The organism is Streptomyces sp. T12 (assembly GCF_028736035.1).
GTDB lineage: Bacteria > Actinomycetota > Actinomycetes > Streptomycetales > Streptomycetaceae > Streptomyces.
In genome coordinates, this window is sequence record NZ_CP117866.1 from 4,720,474 (window position 1) to 4,737,245 (window position 16,772).

Below are 16,772 nucleotides of genomic sequence, written 5' to 3' on the forward strand. Positions count from 1 at the left end.
GGTGGCTCGCCTGCCACCCTACGAGGAGAGCTCCCACCCCTCATCCCGGCCGAGGCCAGTCCAGTACGGTCAGCTCGGGCCACTGCTCCAGCCACCGCGCCCCCTTCGTCTCGTAGACCATTCGGGGGGCGAGCACCGGGTTGGGCCGTACGACGAGATTGAAGACGTCCGAGAGACCGTGCGGGGCATACACGCGCTACGTCGTTGCGCGACAACGTCTGGAGGCCCTCCGGTCGAACTCCCGCCTGCCTCACGCCCCCCAGAGACCCCGACCAGTCGGTGATGGCCTGAATCGCACTCCCCGCACTGCTCCTTTTGCTCCTTTTCTGCCCCTTCCCGCCCCTCTCGTGGCAGTGGCGTCACATTCCCGCCGGGCAGACATTCCCGCGGAGTCGGTTTTGGGACACGTACGAATCAGGAGGCACATCATGGTGCGGGCTTCGATGAACCGGCGGAAGCACTCAAGCCTGGGAAGACGGGTCGGCGTAGGCGTGGCAGCGCTGGTGGGAGGGCTGCTCTCGCCGATGGTGAGCGCCGGCAGCGCGGCTGCGCAGCCGAACCAGCATGAGGAGTTCGAGGATCCGGGCGTGCACACCTTCACGGTTCCCGGCAGCCCCACTTCCCTGAAGACCGTGACCATCAAGGTCTGGGGCGCCGGGGCCGGTGGGAGCGGCGGAGCCGGCGGCGGAGGAGGAGGCGGCGGCGGGGGCGGCGGCAACGCCCTTCTCGCGCTGGGCGGGGGAGGCGGTGGCGGCGGAGGCGGCGGCGGCGGGGGAGGCGCCGGCGGCGGTGGCGGCGGCTCCGGCAGCTTCGTGGAGTGCACCGAGGTACTTCCCGGCGGCGTGACCCTGACCATCGTGGTGGGAGCGGGGGGAAGCACCGGGGGCGCGGGGACCGGCGGAAACGGGGGCGCCGGCGGCAGCGGCGGCGGTCCCTTCGGCGGCGCTCCCGGCAGCGCGGGCAGCTCCGGCTCCCTCGGTGGAGCCGGTCAGGACAGCTCGGTGGGCCTCACCACGTTGGTGGACCTGGCCTTCGCCTCCGGCGGCGACGCCGGCACCAGGGCCCCGACGGGCGGCCGGGGTGGTGGCGGCGGCGCTGCCGGCGGGCTCGGCGGGGCCGGCGGATTCGGCGGCGGCGGTGGGAGCGGCGGCAGCGTCACGGGATCCGGCGGCAGCGGCGGCGACGTATCAGGGTGTCTGGGTATCCCCACCGCCACGCAGGACGGCAACAACGGTGCTGCCGGCGCCGTAGGCAGCTCCGGCACGGCCGGCGGCAGCGGCGGGGGCCAGCAGAGCGGCACGGGCGGGGCCGGCGGCAGTGGTGGCGCCGGCGGCAGTGGCGGTAGCGGCGGGAACGGTGGCACCGGCATCACCGTCGGCACCGACACCTACGGCAGCGGCGGCGACGGGGGCGACGGCGGCATGGGTGGCACCGGCGGTTCCGGCGGCGCGGGCGCCACCAGCGGCGGTGCTTCCGCCGCGGGCGGGTCCGCCGGTGGTACCGGGAGCACCGGCGTGGCCGCGGACGCCGGCGGAAACGGGGCCGTTGTCATCGACGTGGCGCCCGTTCCCTGACCGCAGGACCGGGTGCCCGCCGAGCGGGCCGGCCGCTACGAAGGCTCTCTGCCGTCCCGCGGCCCGAACACCTCCAGCGCCTCCCCGTCCGTCGCCCGGGAGTTGAGGAAGTAGCCGGCCCACTCCGCGATCTCCGGGTACGCGCACTCCGCCACGAGCCGGGCGACGGCCGCCGGGATGTCGTACGGCGTCACCCGCAGGTCGGCTCCCGGTCCCAGCAGGCACCAATGGGCGCCCGGGCGGCCGTACGGCATGCCGACGCTGCCGGGGTTCACCACCAGGCGGCCGTGGGCGAGGCGGACGTACGGCATGTGGGTGTGGCCGCAGACCACCGTGCGGACGGAGTCGGGGAGGCCGGCGAGGACCTCTGTCCAGCGGGCGGGGCGGGGCGGGAGTCGACGAGCACGACCTCCTCGTCGTCACGCGGGGTGGCATGGCAGAACAGGACCTTTCCGAGGCCGCGGATGTCGAGCGTGAGCGTTTTGGGGAGGGCTGCCAGGAACTCGACGTGTTCGTCGGTGAGTCGGTCGGCGGCGTAGGGCGCGATCGGGTCGGGGATCCCGGCCCGGTCGCCCCGCCGGTACTCGACCAGCTCCCGGTCCGCGTTGCCCGCGATCCACAGCACGCGGTCGCCCTGCTTGCGCAGGAGGTCGAGCACCTCGGCGGGCTGCGGTCCCGCGGTGATGTCCCCCGTGAGCACGATGCGCTCGGCAGCCGCGACCTCCGGCTCGGCGAGCACCGCCTCCAGGGCGGGGAGCACCCCGTGGATGTCGGAGAGGACGGCCACCCGGCCCAGCTCATCGGTCACTTCCGTCGCCCTCCAACGCCTCCGCCAGCACCTCCGCCAGATGCCGACCCCGCACCCCGGCCAGCTGCTCCAGCTGCGTCCGGCAGGAGAAACCGTCGGCCAGCACCATCGTCCCCTCCTGCGCGCCCCGCACCGAAGGCAGCAACTGCTCCTCCGCGCAGGCCACCGACACCTCGAAGTGCCCTTTTTCGAAGCCGAAGTTACCCGCGAGGCCGCAGCAGCCACCACTCAGTTCGCCGGAGAGCAGAGCGGCTTGACGCAGTCGGCGGTCAGCCCCGTCACCGAGGACCGCGTGCTGATGGCAGTGCGTCTGCCCGACCGCCGCCCGGTCCACGCGGGGCGGCGTCCAGTCGGGAGCGTGCCGCTCCAGCGTCTCCGCGAAGGTCAGGACGCGGTCGGACAGGCGCCGGGCCCGGGGGTCGTCGTGCAGCAGTTCCGGCAGGTCCGCGCGGAGGGCCGCCGCGCAGCTCGGCTCCAGGACGACGACCGGGGCGGCCGTCTCCAGCACCGGCTCCATCAGGTCGAGCGTGCGCCGCAGCACCGCGCGGGCGCGGTCGAGCTGCCCGGTCGAGATGTACGTCAACCCGCAGCAGACGCGACTGCGGCCCCGTAGGAGGGACACCGGGTCCAGTGCCACCGTCGTGCCGTCCCCCGTCGGCGGGCTCTTCAGGTGAACCGTCGGCGGCAGCCCCACCCGCAACCCAGCCGCCTCCAGCACCCGTACGGCCGCCTTCCCCACGGACGGCGACAGGTGCTCGGTGAAGGTGTCCGGCCACAGGATGACCAGCTCGCCCTGCGCGGTCTTCTCCCGCCCCTCCCACCACCGGCTGAACGTCCGCGTCGCCACCCGCGGAATCTCCCGCTCCGGCGCGATCTCGCCGAGCCCTTTCGCCACCCGCGCCAACGGCCGTATGGCGGCCAGGGCGTTGACCAGCGACGCCGTACGCGTGCGTGCCACCAGGCGCAGCCACTGCGGCAGCCGGCCCATGCTGTAGTGCGCGGCCGGGCGTCGGCGGCCCTCGTAGTGGTGGTGCAGGAACTCCGCCTTGTACGTGGCCATGTCGACCTCGACCGGGCAGTCGGACCGGCACCCTTTGCAGGACAGGCACAGGTCCAGCGCGTCCCGCACCTCGGTCGACCGCCACCCGTCGGTCACCAGTTCCCCGGCGAGCATCTCGTGCAGCAGCCGGGCACGCCCGCGCGTGGAGTGCTCTTCCTCGCCGGTGGCCCGGAAGGACGGGCACATCACGGACGAGCCAGACACCGATGGCGTACGGCACTTCGCGACCCCGACGCACCGCCGTACGGCCGCCGAGAAGTCCCCGCCGTCGGCCGGGTATCCGAAGGCCACGTCCACCGGCTCGCGGGGCAGGACCGCGAACCGGAGGTTCGCGTCCAGGGGCGCCGGGCGCACCAGCATGCCCGGGTTGAGCAGGTCGTCCGGGTCCCACACCCCCTTCGCCCGCTCGAAGAGACGGACCATCTCCGCCCCGTACATCGCCGGCAACAGCTCGGCCCGTGCCTGCCCGTCCCCGTGCTCCCCGGACAGCGAGCCCCCGTGCGCCACGACGACCTCGGCGAGCTCCTCCGAGAAGCGCCGGAAGCGGCCGATGCCCGCCTCCGTCAACAGGTCGAAGTCGATACGGACATGGATGCAGCCGTCCCCGAAGTGCCCGTACGGCGTCCCGCGCAGCCCGTGCGCGGTCAGCAGCGCGCGGAAGTCCCGCAGATACGCCCCGAGGCGCTCCGGCGGCACCGCGCAGTCCTCCCAGCCGGGCCACGCCTCGCTGCCGTCCGGCATCCGGGTCGCCGTACCGCTGGCGTCCTCCCGGATGCGCCACAAGGCCCGTTGCCCGGCCGGGTCCGTCACGACCAGCGTGTCGACGACATCGGCGGCCCGCACGATCGCCTCCGCACGCGCCCGTGCCTCCCCCTCCGACTCCCCGCCCGTCTCCACGAACAGCCAGGCCCCGCCCCGGGGCAGCGCGGCGGTCGACGGCACGAGATCGGCGGCCATGCCCTCCACGGTCAGCGGCCCGTACGGCAGCAGCCCGGCCGCCGCTTCCGCGGCCGCGCTCTCGTCGGCGTACGCCAGCACGGCGAGCGCACGCGCGCGTGGAGCTTCGACGAGCCCTACGACCGCCTCGGTGAGGATCCCCAGGGTGCCCTCGCTCCCGCAGAAGGAGCGGGCGACATCGGCGCCCTGCTCGGGCAACAGGGCGTCGAGCGCGTATCCGGAGATACGCCGGGGCAGTTCGGGAAAGCCGGTACGGAGGCGAGCCAGTTCCCCTTCCACCAGCTCCCGCAGCCCTCGCGGCGCCCCGGCCCACTCCTCCCCCAGCCGCAACCGCTCCCCGCGCGCGGTGATCACGTCCAGCTCCCGCACGCTGTCCGCGGTCGTCCCCCACGCCACCGAGTGCGAGCCGCACGAGTTGTTGCCGATCATCCCGCCGAGCGTGCAGCGGCTGTGGGTGGAGGGGTCGGGGCCGAAGCGGAGCCCGTGCGGGGCGGCGGCCTCCTGGAGACGGTCGAGGACGAGGCCGGGCTGGACGACCGCCGTACGCGTGGCCGGATCCAGGGACACCAGCCGGTTCATGTGCCGGGTGAAGTCCAGGACCACCCCTGTGCCCGTGGCCTGTCCGGCGATCGACGTCCCGCCTCCTCTCGCCACGACCGGCACCCCGCGCTCCCGGCACACCTCCAGCACGGCCGCCACGTCGTCGGCGTCACGAGGAGCGACGACGCCCAGCGGCACCCGCCGGTAGTTGGACGCGTCCATGGTGACCAGCGCCCGGGACGTGACGTCGAAGCCCACGTCACCCCGGACGGCCCGCCGCAGCTCCGCCTCAACAGCCCCAAGGGCCTGGACATCCGTCATGCATCCAGCATGCCCCCGACCACTGACAGTGACGGCGTCGGCCGGTGCCGGTCCACGAACCCCGCCACCGCCCGGGCCACGGGCTCGGGGCGCTGGATCTGCAGGAGATGACCGACGCCGTCGATCGTGGCCTCCTCCACCGCGGGAAGCGAGGAGCGCAGGAACGCGGCGACCTCCACCCAGAGCGGCCGGGTCTCGGCACCCAGCACGGACAGCACGGGATGCCGGATGGACGCCGCCTGCCCGGCACCGAACTCCCACTGGGCCAGTGCGGGCAGCTCAATGCCGAAGAACGTGTCGGCGTCCTCGACGGCCTGCCCCCACGCTCCGGGCACCCGCCGTTCGAACAGGTCCTCGCAGGCAGCCCGGTCGAGGCCGCTCACGGCTTCCATGAACATCGCGATCGCGCGCGCGTGGCCGCCGTTCCCGTACGCCTCGAACGCGGGTTCCGCCTGTTCCAGGAACGCCTTGCCGCTGGGCACCGACAACAGTGACAGCTCCAGCAGGCTCAGCGTGTGCACGCTCTCGGGATGGTCCAGGGCGAGCTGCGCGGCGACCGCGGCCCCGCTGGAGTGGCCGACCACATGGGCCCGACGCACACCGAGCCGGTCGAGGAGCCCCGCGGCGTCGCGCGCGTGGTCCGCGACAGTCACCGGTGGCGGGGTGTGGGTGCTGCCGGCCCAGCCCCGCTTGTGGTAGCGGATCAGCCGGTGGCGGTCGGCCAGTACCGGCTCCGAGAGCAGCGGCAGGAAACCGTCGGCGATGACCGGGCTGATGAACAGGACGGGCTCACCCTCGCCGGTCACCTCGTATTCGAGCTCTACGCCATCGACGTCGACGCGCTTCATGGTTTTCACCCCATAGGCTGGCTTTTGTAGTGCTCCTACCTCTTTGTGCGTGACAAGTGGTGTTACGGCGGTGACTCCGACGGTTACGGCCGCCGACGATGAGCGATGACCCGACGATGAGCGATGACCTGAGCGCACCGACCCTCCGGAGCGGCCTCGACGCGGCGGCCCACGGCGACTGGCATACGGCCTACGACCTGCTGACGGAGGCGGACGCGCACGGTCTCGCCGGTCCCGGCGATCTGCCGGTGCTCGCCGAGGTGGCCTACGCGGCCGGGCATCTCGACGTCACGATCGAGGCCTGGGAGCGGGTGCACGCGGCCTGTGTGCGGGCCGGTGACCGGGTCGCCGCGGCGGGGGCGGCGGTGCGCGTCGCGATGCACCTGCTGTTCGACGTCGCCCTGATGGCGCCGGTGCGGGGCTGGCTGGCACGGGCGGAACGGCTGCTGGAGGGGCCGGCGGAGAATCCCGCGTGGGCCTGGTGCGCGGCGGTCCGCGCGTACGAACGGATGCTGTCGGGCGACCTCTCCGGCGCCCGCCCGTGGGCCCGGCGCGCGATCGAGGTGGGGGCGGGCTGCGATCCGGCGGCGTGCGCGATCGGCCGGATCGCCGAGGCCCGACTGATGATCCTGGACGGCGAGGTGCGGGACGGTCTGGCGCTGCTCGACGACGCCGGGGTGACGGCGGTCTCCGGAGACCTCGACGCGCTCTCCACGGGCGTCGTCTACTGCGAGCTCGTCTGCGCGCTGCAGGGCCTCGCCCAGTACGAGGCGGCCGAGGAATGGACCGCCGCGATGGAACGCTGGTGCGCGACCGACGCGATCGGGAGCCTCCACGGGCGTTGCCAGGTCCACCGCGCGGAGATCCTCAGATTGCGCGGAGCGTACGACGAGGCGGAGCGGGTGGCGCTCGGCGCGTGCGTGGATCTGCGTCCCTACCTGCGGCGCGAGATGGGCTGGCCGTTGAGCGAGCTCGGCAGGATCCGGCTGCGCAAGGGTGACATCGAGGGCGCGGAGCAGGCACTGCTGGCCGCGCATCGCGCCGGGTGGGATCCGCAGCCCGGTCTGGCCCTGGTGCGCCTGGCCCAGGGCGACGTGGCCGCGGCCTCGGCCGCCGTCCAGGACGCGCTGGAGCATCCGCTGCGGGTGCCGTCGAAGGAGCTGCCACCGGACACGGGCCTGCGGCGGGCGCCGCTGCTGGAGGCGCGGGTCGAGATCGGGATCGCGGCCGGCGACATCGAGGGGGCGCGCGCGGCCGCCGGCGAACTGCAGCGCGTCGCCGCCCGGTTCCAGAGCAAGGCACTGATCGCGGCTGCGACGCTCGCCCAGGGCAGGGTCCGGCTCGCCGAGGGCGCCGTGGCCGACGGCAAACGTCTGTACGCCGATGCCGCGCGCCTGTGGAGCGAGGTCGGGGCACCCCACGAGACGGCGCTCGCCCGGCTCGGTCTCGCCGCAGCGCTGCGTGCGGAGGGGAGTGCGGAGCGGGCGGCCCTGGAGTGGGAAGCGGCCCGCGCAGTCCTCGACCGGGCGGCTGGAACGCCCACCGAACCCGACCCTGCTGCCACGGTCACACGCCCTGCTGCCCCGCACCCCACCCTCTTCCGCCGCGAGGGCGACTACTGGTCCGTCGCGTTCGAGGGCCGCACGGTGCGTGTCCGTGACGTCAAGGGCATGCACTACCTCGCGCGGCTGCTGACCCACCCCGGCCGGGAGTTCCACACCCTGGACCTGGTGGCGGCAGAGAGCGGTGGGGCAGCCGACCGGCCGAAGCTGTCGTACGAGGCGTTCGGCGACGCGGGCGAGATGCTCGACGCGCGAGCCAAAGACGCTTATCGGCGGCGCCTCACCGAGATCGACGACGACCTCGCGCAGGCGCGCGCCCTCGGCGACGCGGAGCGCGCAGCGCAGGCCGAACGGGAACGCGACTTCTTGGTACGGGAGCTGTCTCGCGCGGTGGGGCTCGGGGGCCGTGACCGGCGAGCCGCGTCCACGTCGGAGCGGGCCCGGGTCGGGGTGACCCGCGCGGTCCGCAGGGCGATGGGGCGCATCGCCGAGCACCACCCCGAACTCGGCGAACACCTCGACCGCACTGTCCGAACGGGTACGTACTGCGCCTATCTGCCGGACCCGCGAACCCCAACAGAGTGGAGAACCTGAGGCAATCCAGCCCGTCTGGGGGTGCCCCCTCTGGGGGAGTTTGAGGACGAGGCCCCTTAAGGGCCGAAGCGGGGGGCTGGGGGCGGCAGCCCCCAGGTCCGACGCCCACCGAAACGCCGTCTCACCCGACGGACCACGTTTCACCGAGGTTTCCCGAAACAGCTACGCTCCCCCCGTGGCTGAGATCCAGATTCCCGCTGACATCAAGCCCGCCGACGGACGTTTCGGCGCGGGCCCCTCCAAGGTGCGGACGGAAGCGCTGGACGCGCTGGCCGCGACCGGTACCTCCCTCCTCGGCACCTCCCACCGCCAGGCCCCGGTCAAGAACCTGGTCGGCCAGGTGCGCGAGGGCATCTCCGAGCTGTTCCAGCTGCCCGACGGCTACGAGGTCGTCCTCGGCAACGGCGGCTCCACCGCGTTCTGGGACATCGCGACGCACGGCCTGATCGAGAACAAGTCGCAGCACCTCACGTTCGGTGAGTTCAGCTCGAAGTTCGCCAAGGCCGCCAAGCTCGCCCCGTGGCTGGCCGAGCCGGAGGTCATCTCCACCGACCCGGGCACGCACCCCGAGCCGGTCGCCGCGGCGGGCGTCGACGTCTACGCCTTCACGCACAACGAGACCTCGACCGGTGTCGCCATGCCGATCAAGCGCGTGGCAGGTGCCGACGAGGGCGCCCTGGTCCTCGTGGACGCCACCTCCGGCGCCGGCGGCCTCCCGGTCGACGTCTCCGAGACGGACGTCTACTACTTCGCCCCGCAGAAATCCTTCGCCTCCGACGGCGGCCTGTGGATCGGCGTGTTCTCCCCGGCCGCCATCGAGCGCGCCGAGCGCATTCACGCGTCCGGCCGCCACATCCCGGAGTTCTTCTCGCTCCCCACGGCGATCGACAACTCCCGCAAGAACCAGACGTACAACACCCCGGCGCTCGCCACCCTCTTCCTGCTGAACCAGCAGCTGGAGTGGATCAACGGCCAGGGCGGCCTCGACTGGGCGGTCCGCCGTACGGCCACCTCCGCCCGCACGCTGTACGGCTGGGCCGAGGACATCAAGTACGCCAACCCGTTCGTCACCGACCCGGCCAAGCGCTCGGCGGTCATCGGCACGATCGACTTCACGGACGAGATCGACGCCGCCGCCGTCGCCAAGGTGCTGCGCGCCAACGGCATCGTCGACACCGAGCCCTACCGCAAGCTCGGCCGCAACCAGCTGCGCGTCGCGATGTTCCCGGCGATCGACCCGGCGGACATCGACGCGCTGACGAAGTGCATCGACTACGTGATCGAGAAGCTCTGATCACTTCGGTACGACGACGAAGGGCGCCTGGTGCACACCGGGCGCCCTTTCTCGTGAAGCATGGCCTGACCTGCGGGATTTACTTCGGATACAAATCGCGGGCCGGTCGAGTCTGGGTATCGGTGACATTGTCCGGGGCGCTCGTCGGCAGCAAGGCTGCAGTTCGTCGATCGAACGGCGAACGGGAGTTGCCCGATGGAACCAGCCGCAAGCCCACCCCGGGGCCTCTCGCTGCCGGAGATTCGCCGGCGTGGGCTCGCGGGCGGGCGGGGGGTCCTGGCGCTGGACCCCGGACTCGACTACGTGGCCGCGCTGTTCGGCGTGCTGCGGGCGGGGTGCGCCGTGGTGCCCGCGTTCCCGCCGTCCGGCCGACGTGCGGTGGCGCGCCAGCGCATTGCGGGCGGACCCCGCGCAGCGCGTAGGAGAACCCGGCGCAGCCCGCGTTGACGTCGTAGGCCCCGGGCGCCTCGATGCCCAGCCGGTGTGCGACGCCGGGCGCCGCGACGGGGATCTGGGTCTCCTGCGTGCAGGTCGCCACGACCACCAGGTCGATCTCGTCGGACGGCAGTCCACTGGCGGCCAGTGCCTTCGCTCCGGCGTGGACCGCCATGTCCGTCACCGACTCCTGCGGGGCCGCGATGTGCCGACGGGCGATGCCGACGCGGCTGCGGATCCACTCGTCGCTGGTGTCCACCCGGGCGGCGAGTTGCTCGTTGGTGACCACACGCTCGGGCTGGTAGTGGCCGAACGCCAGGATCCGCGGCCCCGTCGCCGTCCGCCGTGCCTGTGCGCTCATCGAGGCACCTGGAAGAGCCACGAGCAATATCACCGATGCCCAGATCGGGGCGTCCGGGCTTTGGCACCCGGGCGTGAAAACCGCAGGTCACGCCGGGGATATGGGCTTCCGGCAGCGGAACGCCGCGCGCGGTCGGAGGTTGACATGCTCCGGCGCCGAGGGGAAACATGAACCTGACTTAAGAATCAGGATTCATATATCGGAGGCTGCGATGAGCTCATACGGGAGCCGACCCCTCGGCCGGGGTCCGGCCAAACCGCAACAGCGGCGCAGCCAGGAGACCCACGCCGCGCTGCTGCGTGCCGCGGACGCCGGTTTCAGCACCGAGGGCTGGCGCGGCACCTCCGTGGAGCGCATCGCGGCGGCGGCCGGCACGTCCGTGGGCAGCGTGTACACCCGCTTCGGCAGCAAGCGCGACCTGCTGCTCGCGGTGGTGGGCGAGCGCCTCGAGGAGATCACCGGGCTGGTCGAGACGACCGAGTTCACCGAGCTCCTGCACGACCCCGTAGGCGGACTCAGGGCGACCGTCGCGCTGGTGGTGAGCCGCCGTCGCGGAGCCGCCGGACTGCTGACCGCCTGGGCCGACGCGTGCATCGATCATCCCGAGATGCGCGAGCTGGAGACCGGCATCCGCGACAGCATCGTCAAGCAGTTGCGCGACCGACTGGAGCTGCTCTCGGCGCACCCCGGGATGCGCCCGGAGATCGATCTGGACCAACTGGCCATCGCCGTATGCGGGTTGATCGAAGGCCTGCACCTGCCGCCGTGGACGAGCCTCAGCGACGAGGAGGCCACCGACATCTGTTCCCGGCTCATCCTGCACACCTGCCTGCGCGACGACGCCCTCCCGCCGTCCTAGCGACCGCCCGGCGACCAAGCCGTACGCCCCCCGCACCTCCCCGTTCACCGGCGCTCGTCGGGCACAAAGCCATGCCCCCACGGAAAAGCGAGGCAATCCATGAGCGACAAGCTGACCGCGGTCCCCGACCGGGACGAAGGGCTCGCCGTCCCGCCCGGGGACGAAGAGCAGAACCCGACGGGCGAGAAGAACAAGAAGGGGAAGGGGAAGGGGAAGCGAAAGGAGAAGGAGAAGGAGAAGCCGTCCGGCGGAGGGACGCCCAAGCGGATTCTCCTCATCGCCCCGCTGCTCTATCTCGGAATCCTCAGCGTCCTGCAGTTCAACTTCACGCGTATGCACGACGCGCTCGTCCACATCCAGGACGGCACGACGTCGGGGCTCGCCCTGACGAACAAGCAGCTCAGTGAGACCAATAAGAAGTTGAGCACGACAAACCGGCAGCTCAGCGAGACGAACAGGAAACTGAACTCGACCAACACGCAGTTGGGCACGACCAACAAGAAGCTCAACGCGCTGGGCGACCTCAAGCAGCGGATGCTACTGCTCAACCAGAACATGACCGCCATGCGGGAGTTGATGAAGCCACTGCCCGGAATGGCTTCCAAGATATCGAAGCTGAGCGATCAGATCACGGCTCTCAACTCGAGCGTCAGCGCCTTGGAGAAGGACGCCTCGTCACTGCACACGGTGGCGAAGAACGTCAAGGACATGAAGTCGAGCATCAAGGATCTCTCCAAGCAGATGGGCGGAATGAACGGAACGCTGTCCAGCATGTCGGAGGACCTCGACGACATGGACCAGCGCCTGAAGATCATTCCCAAGCTGCCCAACTGAACCGGAAGACCAAGAGCTCACGGTCGCGGACCGTGAACGCGCCGCGCTGCTGGCCAGAGCGGTCGCACCACGCGTGGCCGCCCTGGCGGGAGCGATCTTCGACCGGACCGGTCCCCACGAGTCACACCTGCTGCACCGCGTCACCCAGTGCCTGCGCATCGGGCTGACCACATGCCTGCGCGGACGGCCTCTGAGCCGCTGCTCCACCGCGCGGCACAGCTGTGCGCCATGTTTCCCGCGGTCCTCGAACTGTGGGACTCCTTGTTCTGAGAAGCCGGTTCGAGTCAGGCGCCCGGCGCACACCGGGCGCCCTCCTCTCACCTTGCTCCTCTCACGTCGCTCCTCTCACCTCGCTCCTCTCACGTCGCCACACAGCTCACGGTCGGCACCCCGCCACCCCCGGGCGCGCCCCCGAACCCGAAGCTCGCCGAACCTCCGGACGCGATCGCCCCGTTGTGACCCGCGTTGGTGGCCGTGACGGTCGACCCGGTCTGGGTGTACGACGCGTTCCACATGGTGGTGACCTGCTGGGAGCCGGGCCAGGTCCAGGTCACCCGCCAGGACTTGAGCGCCGTGGCGCCGGAGTTGGTGACCTTCACCTCGGCGTTGAAGCCGCCGCCCCAGTCGCTGCTGACGGTGTAGACGGCGCTGCAGGTGGCCGTGCCCCCGCCGGGGTCGGGATCATCCCCGCCTCCGCCCCCGCTCCCCGGAAATCCGGGCGCCTTGACGCTCGCCAGATACCCGTCCTTCACGGTGTCCACGGTCGACCAGTCGTCCTTCAGAATCCCACCCGTGTCACCGGAGTTGGGGTTCCACGACCAGAACGTCCAGTGGAACGAGTCCGCCCCGTACGTCGACGTCGACCGCAGGTACGTCACCAGCGCGGTCAGCCACTTCTGGTCCACCGTCGACTGGAGCGTCGTACCGAACTCGCCGACCCACACGGGGGCGATGTTCTGCTTGAAGATGTAGCCCCAGTACCGGTCCCAGACGCCCGGCATGTTGCCGGGGAACGCCGGATCGCTGAACCAGGGCTGCTGGGCCACGCTGGTGGCGTAGTCGTGGGCCGAGTACACGAGCCGGTTCGGGACGTCGAGCTGCACCGGGTACTGGGCCACGCCCATGAGGTTGCCGCCCCACCAGCCGCTGACGCCGTCGTACGACTGGACGCCCTCGACCATGATCAGCAGCTCGGGGTTGACGGACAGGACGGCGTTCCCGGCCCGTTGCGCGGCGAGGCGCCAGTCGCGGGTCGTGTCGCCGCAGCCCCAGCAGGCGGGATCGTGGGGCTCGTTGTGCAGGTCGATGCCGACGACGGTGCTGTCGCCCTTGTAGCGCTGCGCCAGTGCCTTGAGGTTGGCGATCCACGTCGACTCGGGGACCGCCGCCGTGTACCAGAGCGCCGACTGGCCGCCGGCGTCGGGGCGATGCCGGTCGAGGACGATCTTCAGGCCGGTCCGACCGGCGTACGCCACGATCTTGTCGAGGACCTGCACGGACGTCAGCCCCTGCAGGTCGGCGTTCTTGCCGTCGGCGAAGTTGATGCTGTCCGGCATGGTGCCGGGCTTGAGGATGTCGTCGCTGAAGGGCAGGCGGAGGGTGTTGTAGCCCAGCGATCGCATCTGGTCGAGCATGCTCTTGTAGTCACGGGCCCACAGACCGTGCAGGACGTGGTTGCCGGTCTCGAAGCCGAACCAGTTGATCCCGGCGATACGGACCGGCTGCCCGGCCGCGTCCAGGATCTGCCGACCGCTGGTGTGCCAGTAGCCGGCGCCGGCCTCGGCCGCGTGGGCCGTCTGCGCCCCGGCCCCGGCAAGCGGTAACAGGAGCGCTGCGGCCACCGCGCACAGCGCTCTTCGCAAACTGCGGAACATGTCCTGCCTCCTCCTCGGGAGGTGCGGGCCCGGAACCGAGTGGGAGCGCTCCCACAACCCTCACCCCCCATGGAAGTCAGGTCACTTGGACACGTCAAGACACTTGCCGTGCAGACGTCACCGTCACCGGCTCAGCTTCTGGAACCTGCGCACCGCGAGCGGCAGGAAGATAGCCGTCAGGATCACCGGCCACACTCCCGCCATCAGCACCGCGTGCTGCTCGACCCAGGAGTCCCCGCCCCCGGCCGGCGTACCGAACAGCTCGCGGCCGGCCGCGGCGGTGGACGAGATCGGGTTCCAGGCCGCCACCCAGCCGAGCCAGTCGGGCATCAGCTGCGGCGCGACGTAGATGCTGGAGATCATCGTGAGCGGGAAGGCGACGGCGAACAGACCGCCCGCGGCCTCCGGGTTGGGGACCATCAGGCCCAGCCACACCCCGATCCAGATCAGCGCGAACCGCAGCCACAGCAGCAGACCGAAGGCGCCGAGGAAGCCGAACCCGCCGTCCGGCCGCCAGCCCATCGCGAAGGCCGTCAGCATCATGATCGCCAACTCCGCGCAGGCGGCGAGCAGATCGGTGATCCCGCGCCCGGCGACCACCGCGGACGAGGCCATCGGCATGGAGCGGAACCGGTCGATGACGCCCTTGGTGGAGTCGTGGACGACGAGGGTGGCGGTGTTGATGAAGCCGAACGCCATCGTCATCACGAACATGCCCGGCATCAGGAAGTCCTTGTAGTCCCCGCCACCGGGCACCTTCATCGCGCTGCCGAAGACATAGCCGTAGAGCAGGACGGACAGGATCGGGAAGCCCAACTGCCAGGCGATGTTGACCGGTTGGCGCTGGTAGTGGGTGAGGCCGCGGCGGACGAGGTTCCAGACGTCGGCGAGGGTCCAGTACAGGCGGCCGCGCGTGGCCGGGACGGGCAGGTCTACGGCGGTCATGCGACGGCCTCCTTCTCGGTCTTCTCGCTCTTCTCGGCCTTCTCGGCCTTCTCCGTCTTCTCGGCGCGGTGTCCGGTCAGGCGCAGGAAGACGTCGTCGAGGCTCGGCCTGCGCAGCCCGATGTCCTCGACCTGGACGCCCTCGTCCTGCAACGTCCGCGCGACCTCGGTCAGCGCGGACACCCGGTCGACCACGGGCGCGTGCACCCGCGACTCGCCCTCCTCCGTCTCCGGTTCGCCGTCCGCGACGCGGGCGACGACCTTCGCCACCCGCGGGATGTCGGCCCGTTCGGCGACGACGACCTCGATACGGTCGCCGCCGACGAGGTTCTTCAGCCCGTCCGGGGTGTCGTCAGCGATGGCCCGGCCCTGGTCGATGACCGTGATGTGCGAGGCCAGCTTGTCGGCCTCCTCCAGGTACTGGGTGGTCAGCAGCACGGTCGTGCCGCTTGCCACCAACGCCCGCACGGAATCCCAGACTTCGCCCCGGCTGCGGGGGTCGAGCCCGGTCGTCGGCTCGTCGAGGAAGAGGACGGCCGGGGCGAGGATCATCGAGGCGGCGAGGTCGAGGCGGCGCCGCATACCGCCGCTGTAGGCGCCGACGCCCTTGTTCGCGGCGTCGGTCAGGTCGAACTGTTCCAGGAGCTCCGCGGCACGCACCTTCGCCCGCTTGCCGCCCAGATGGAAGAGCCGGCCGAACATCTCCAGGTTCTGCCGGCCGGTGAGCACCTCGTCCACGGCCGCGTACTGCCCGGTGAGCCCGATGCGCGCCCGCACCTCGCGCGGCTGCCGGGCCACGTCCAGACCGGCCACGGTCGCCCGGCCGCCGTCCAGCCTGATCAGCGTGGACAGGATGCGTACGGCGGTGGTCTTGCCCGCGCCGTTCGGCCCGAGCAGACCGTGCACCGTCCCCTGACGGACGGTCAGGTCGAAGCCGTCGAGGGCGTGTTTCTCGCCGTAGCGCTTCGCCAGCCCTTCGGCCCGCACCGCGTATCCGTCGTTCCCGTTGCTTCCCTCGCCCATGGGGTCCCCCTTTCGGTAATTGAGTACACCGTACCCGATTGCGCGTACACCGTACTCAGTTTTTTCGGGAGGACTTAAGCTGAACTGCATGACGAGCGGCAAGGGCGGCACCAGCGGTACGGAGACCAGCGGCAGCGGCGACATCGTCCGCACGCTGGAGCTGCTCTGGGACGCGGGCCGACGCCCGAGCCGCGGGCCCAAGCCGACCCTCACCCTGGACCAGATCGTGGAAGCGGCCGTCCGGGTCGCGGACGCCGAGGGCCTGGAGTCGATGTCCATGCGCCGGGTCGCCGCCGAGCTGGGCACCGGCACGATGTCGCTGTACCGGTACGTCCCCGGCAAGGCCGAGCTGCTCGACCTGATGCTGGACCGCGTCCAGCGCCCCTCCGAGAACCCGGCCGACCTCGGCGACGGCGGCTGGCGCTCGGCCCTGGAAGCCTTGGGGCGAGCGACCCTGGCCCTCTACCGCCGCCACCCCTGGCTACTCCAGGTCAACCAGTCCCGCCCGATCCTCGGCCCGAGCGCCCTGGACGGCATGGAGAAGGTGCTCGACCGCATCAAGCCGATGGGCCTGACCGACCCCGAGCTGGTCTCGGCGATCATCATGATCGACGGCTACGTCGTCGGGGCCGCGCGCACCCAGCTGTACCAGCGGGAGGCCGAGCGCCGGACGGGCCTGACGGACACGGAGTTCTGGCAGGCCCAGGCACCCATGCTGGAGAAGATCATGGCCTCCGGCCGCTACCCGCTGCTCGCCTCCCTCGACGAGGGCACCTGGGGCTCCGACTTCGACCACTTCGAGTTCGGACTGCAACGCATCCTGGACGGCCTTGAGGTCTTCGTCGCCCGGCGCGCACAGACCTCACCCCCCGCGCCGTAACCGC

Annotated in this window: 12 protein-coding genes and 2 pseudogenes; 6 read left to right on the forward strand and 8 right to left on the reverse strand. The window is 71.4% G+C overall.

Annotated features, from left to right (window positions below; translation table 11 throughout):
* Positions 1–40: 40 nt before the first annotated feature.
* Positions 41–196 (reverse strand): annotated as a pseudogene (locus tag PBV52_RS20965) (nucleotidyltransferase family protein); the annotation flags it as partial.
* Positions 197–491: 295 nt separating this feature from the next.
* On the opposite strand from PBV52_RS20965, the gene PBV52_RS20970 reads away from it, so the two are divergent.
* Positions 492–1,574 carry a hypothetical protein gene (locus PBV52_RS20970; protein WP_274240123.1) on the forward strand — a complete coding sequence of 361 codons (1,083 nt, stop codon included), beginning with the start codon at positions 492–494 and terminating at the stop codon, positions 1,572–1,574.
* 35 nt (positions 1,575–1,609) lie between these two features.
* On the opposite strand, the pseudogene PBV52_RS20975 reads toward PBV52_RS20970, so the two are convergent.
* The 3 genes and pseudogenes from PBV52_RS20975 to PBV52_RS20985 form a co-directional block, all read right to left on the reverse strand.
* Positions 1,610–2,382 (reverse strand): annotated as a pseudogene (locus PBV52_RS20975) (metallophosphoesterase).
* Positions 2,372–5,260 (reverse strand): FAD-binding and (Fe-S)-binding domain-containing protein, encoded by a 2,889-nt coding sequence (locus PBV52_RS20980; RefSeq protein ID WP_274240124.1) that lies wholly within the window; start codon positions 5,258–5,260, stop codon positions 2,372–2,374. The pseudogene PBV52_RS20975 and the gene PBV52_RS20980 overlap by 11 nt, the downstream one beginning before the upstream one ends.
* Entirely contained in the window at positions 5,257–6,108 is an 852-nt protein-coding gene (locus PBV52_RS20985; protein WP_274240127.1) for an alpha/beta fold hydrolase, read from the reverse strand. Before PBV52_RS20985 ends, PBV52_RS20980 begins: the two co-directional genes overlap by 4 nt.
* 116 nt (positions 6,109–6,224) lie before the next feature.
* On the opposite strand from PBV52_RS20985, the gene PBV52_RS20990 reads away from it, so the two are divergent.
* On the forward strand, positions 6,225–8,264 hold the full coding sequence (locus PBV52_RS20990; RefSeq protein WP_274240130.1) for a transcriptional regulator: 2,040 nt from the start codon (positions 6,225–6,227) through the stop codon (positions 8,262–8,264).
* Between the two features lie 175 nt (positions 8,265–8,439).
* Positions 8,440–9,558 (forward strand): phosphoserine transaminase, encoded by a 1,119-nt coding sequence (serC, locus tag PBV52_RS20995; RefSeq protein ID WP_274240132.1) that lies wholly within the window; start codon positions 8,440–8,442, stop codon positions 9,556–9,558.
* A gap of 79 nt (positions 9,559–9,637) precedes the next feature.
* On the opposite strand, the gene PBV52_RS51435 is transcribed toward serC, so the two are convergent.
* Complete coding sequence (locus tag PBV52_RS51435; RefSeq protein ID WP_306801436.1) at positions 9,638–10,354, reverse strand: hypothetical protein; 717 nt, start codon at positions 10,352–10,354, stop codon at positions 9,638–9,640.
* Between the two features lie 211 nt (positions 10,355–10,565).
* Between PBV52_RS51435 and PBV52_RS21005 the strand changes: the two genes are divergently transcribed.
* Together PBV52_RS21005 and PBV52_RS21010 are read left to right on the forward strand one after the other, a co-directional pair.
* Positions 10,566–11,213 carry a TetR/AcrR family transcriptional regulator gene (locus PBV52_RS21005; protein ID WP_274240134.1) on the forward strand — a complete coding sequence of 216 codons (648 nt, stop codon included), beginning with the start codon at positions 10,566–10,568 and terminating at the stop codon, positions 11,211–11,213.
* A 99-nt stretch (positions 11,214–11,312) separates the two neighbouring features.
* Complete coding sequence (locus PBV52_RS21010) at positions 11,313–12,047, forward strand: hypothetical protein (protein WP_274240136.1); 735 nt, start codon at positions 11,313–11,315, stop codon at positions 12,045–12,047.
* A 359-nt stretch (positions 12,048–12,406) separates the two neighbouring features.
* Here PBV52_RS21010 and PBV52_RS21015 read toward each other — a convergent pair whose 3' ends face one another.
* From PBV52_RS21015 to PBV52_RS21025, 3 genes are all read right to left on the reverse strand, one after another.
* Positions 12,407–13,921 carry a cellulase family glycosylhydrolase gene (locus PBV52_RS21015; protein ID WP_274240138.1) on the reverse strand — a complete coding sequence of 505 codons (1,515 nt, stop codon included), beginning with the start codon at positions 13,919–13,921 and terminating at the stop codon, positions 12,407–12,409.
* 123 nt (positions 13,922–14,044) lie between these two features.
* A complete protein-coding gene (locus PBV52_RS21020; protein ID WP_274240140.1) occupies positions 14,045–14,866 on the reverse strand; it encodes an ABC transporter permease in 822 nt (273 codons plus the stop codon).
* Positions 14,863–15,888, reverse strand: a complete 1,026-nt coding sequence (locus PBV52_RS21025) for an ATP-binding cassette domain-containing protein (protein ID WP_274240142.1) — start codon at positions 15,886–15,888, stop codon at positions 14,863–14,865. Before PBV52_RS21025 ends, PBV52_RS21020 begins: the two co-directional genes overlap by 4 nt.
* Positions 15,889–15,976: 88 nt before the next feature.
* Here PBV52_RS21025 and PBV52_RS21030 point away from each other — a divergent pair, with 88 nt between their 5' ends.
* Positions 15,977–16,768 (forward strand): TetR/AcrR family transcriptional regulator, encoded by a 792-nt coding sequence (locus tag PBV52_RS21030; RefSeq protein ID WP_274240144.1) that lies wholly within the window; start codon positions 15,977–15,979, stop codon positions 16,766–16,768.
* Positions 16,769–16,772: the final 4 nt, after the last annotated feature.

Excerpts from the sequence above, each read along its gene's own strand:
- PBV52_RS21030 (WP_274240144.1), top strand. The coding sequence starts at position 15,977 with ATGACGAGCGGCAAGGGCGGCACCAGCGGTACGGAGACCAGCGGCAGC.
- PBV52_RS51435 (WP_306801436.1), bottom strand. The coding sequence starts at position 10,354 with ATGAGCGCACAGGCACGGCGGACGGCGACGGGGCCGCGGATCCTGGCG.
- PBV52_RS21025 (WP_274240142.1), bottom strand. The coding sequence starts at position 15,888 with ATGGGCGAGGGAAGCAACGGGAACGACGGATACGCGGTGCGGGCCGAA.
- PBV52_RS21020 (WP_274240140.1), bottom strand. The coding sequence starts at position 14,866 with ATGACCGCCGTAGACCTGCCCGTCCCGGCCACGCGCGGCCGCCTGTAC.
- PBV52_RS21015 (WP_274240138.1), bottom strand. The coding sequence starts at position 13,921 with ATGTTCCGCAGTTTGCGAAGAGCGCTGTGCGCGGTGGCCGCAGCGCTC.
- PBV52_RS21005 (WP_274240134.1), top strand. The coding sequence starts at position 10,566 with ATGAGCTCATACGGGAGCCGACCCCTCGGCCGGGGTCCGGCCAAACCG.
- PBV52_RS20980 (WP_274240124.1), bottom strand. The coding sequence starts at position 5,260 with ATGACGGATGTCCAGGCCCTTGGGGCTGTTGAGGCGGAGCTGCGGCGG.
- PBV52_RS20990 (WP_274240130.1), top strand. The coding sequence starts at position 6,225 with ATGAGCGATGACCTGAGCGCACCGACCCTCCGGAGCGGCCTCGACGCG.
- PBV52_RS20985 (WP_274240127.1), bottom strand. The coding sequence starts at position 6,108 with ATGAAGCGCGTCGACGTCGATGGCGTAGAGCTCGAATACGAGGTGACC.
- PBV52_RS21010 (WP_274240136.1), top strand. The coding sequence starts at position 11,313 with ATGAGCGACAAGCTGACCGCGGTCCCCGACCGGGACGAAGGGCTCGCC.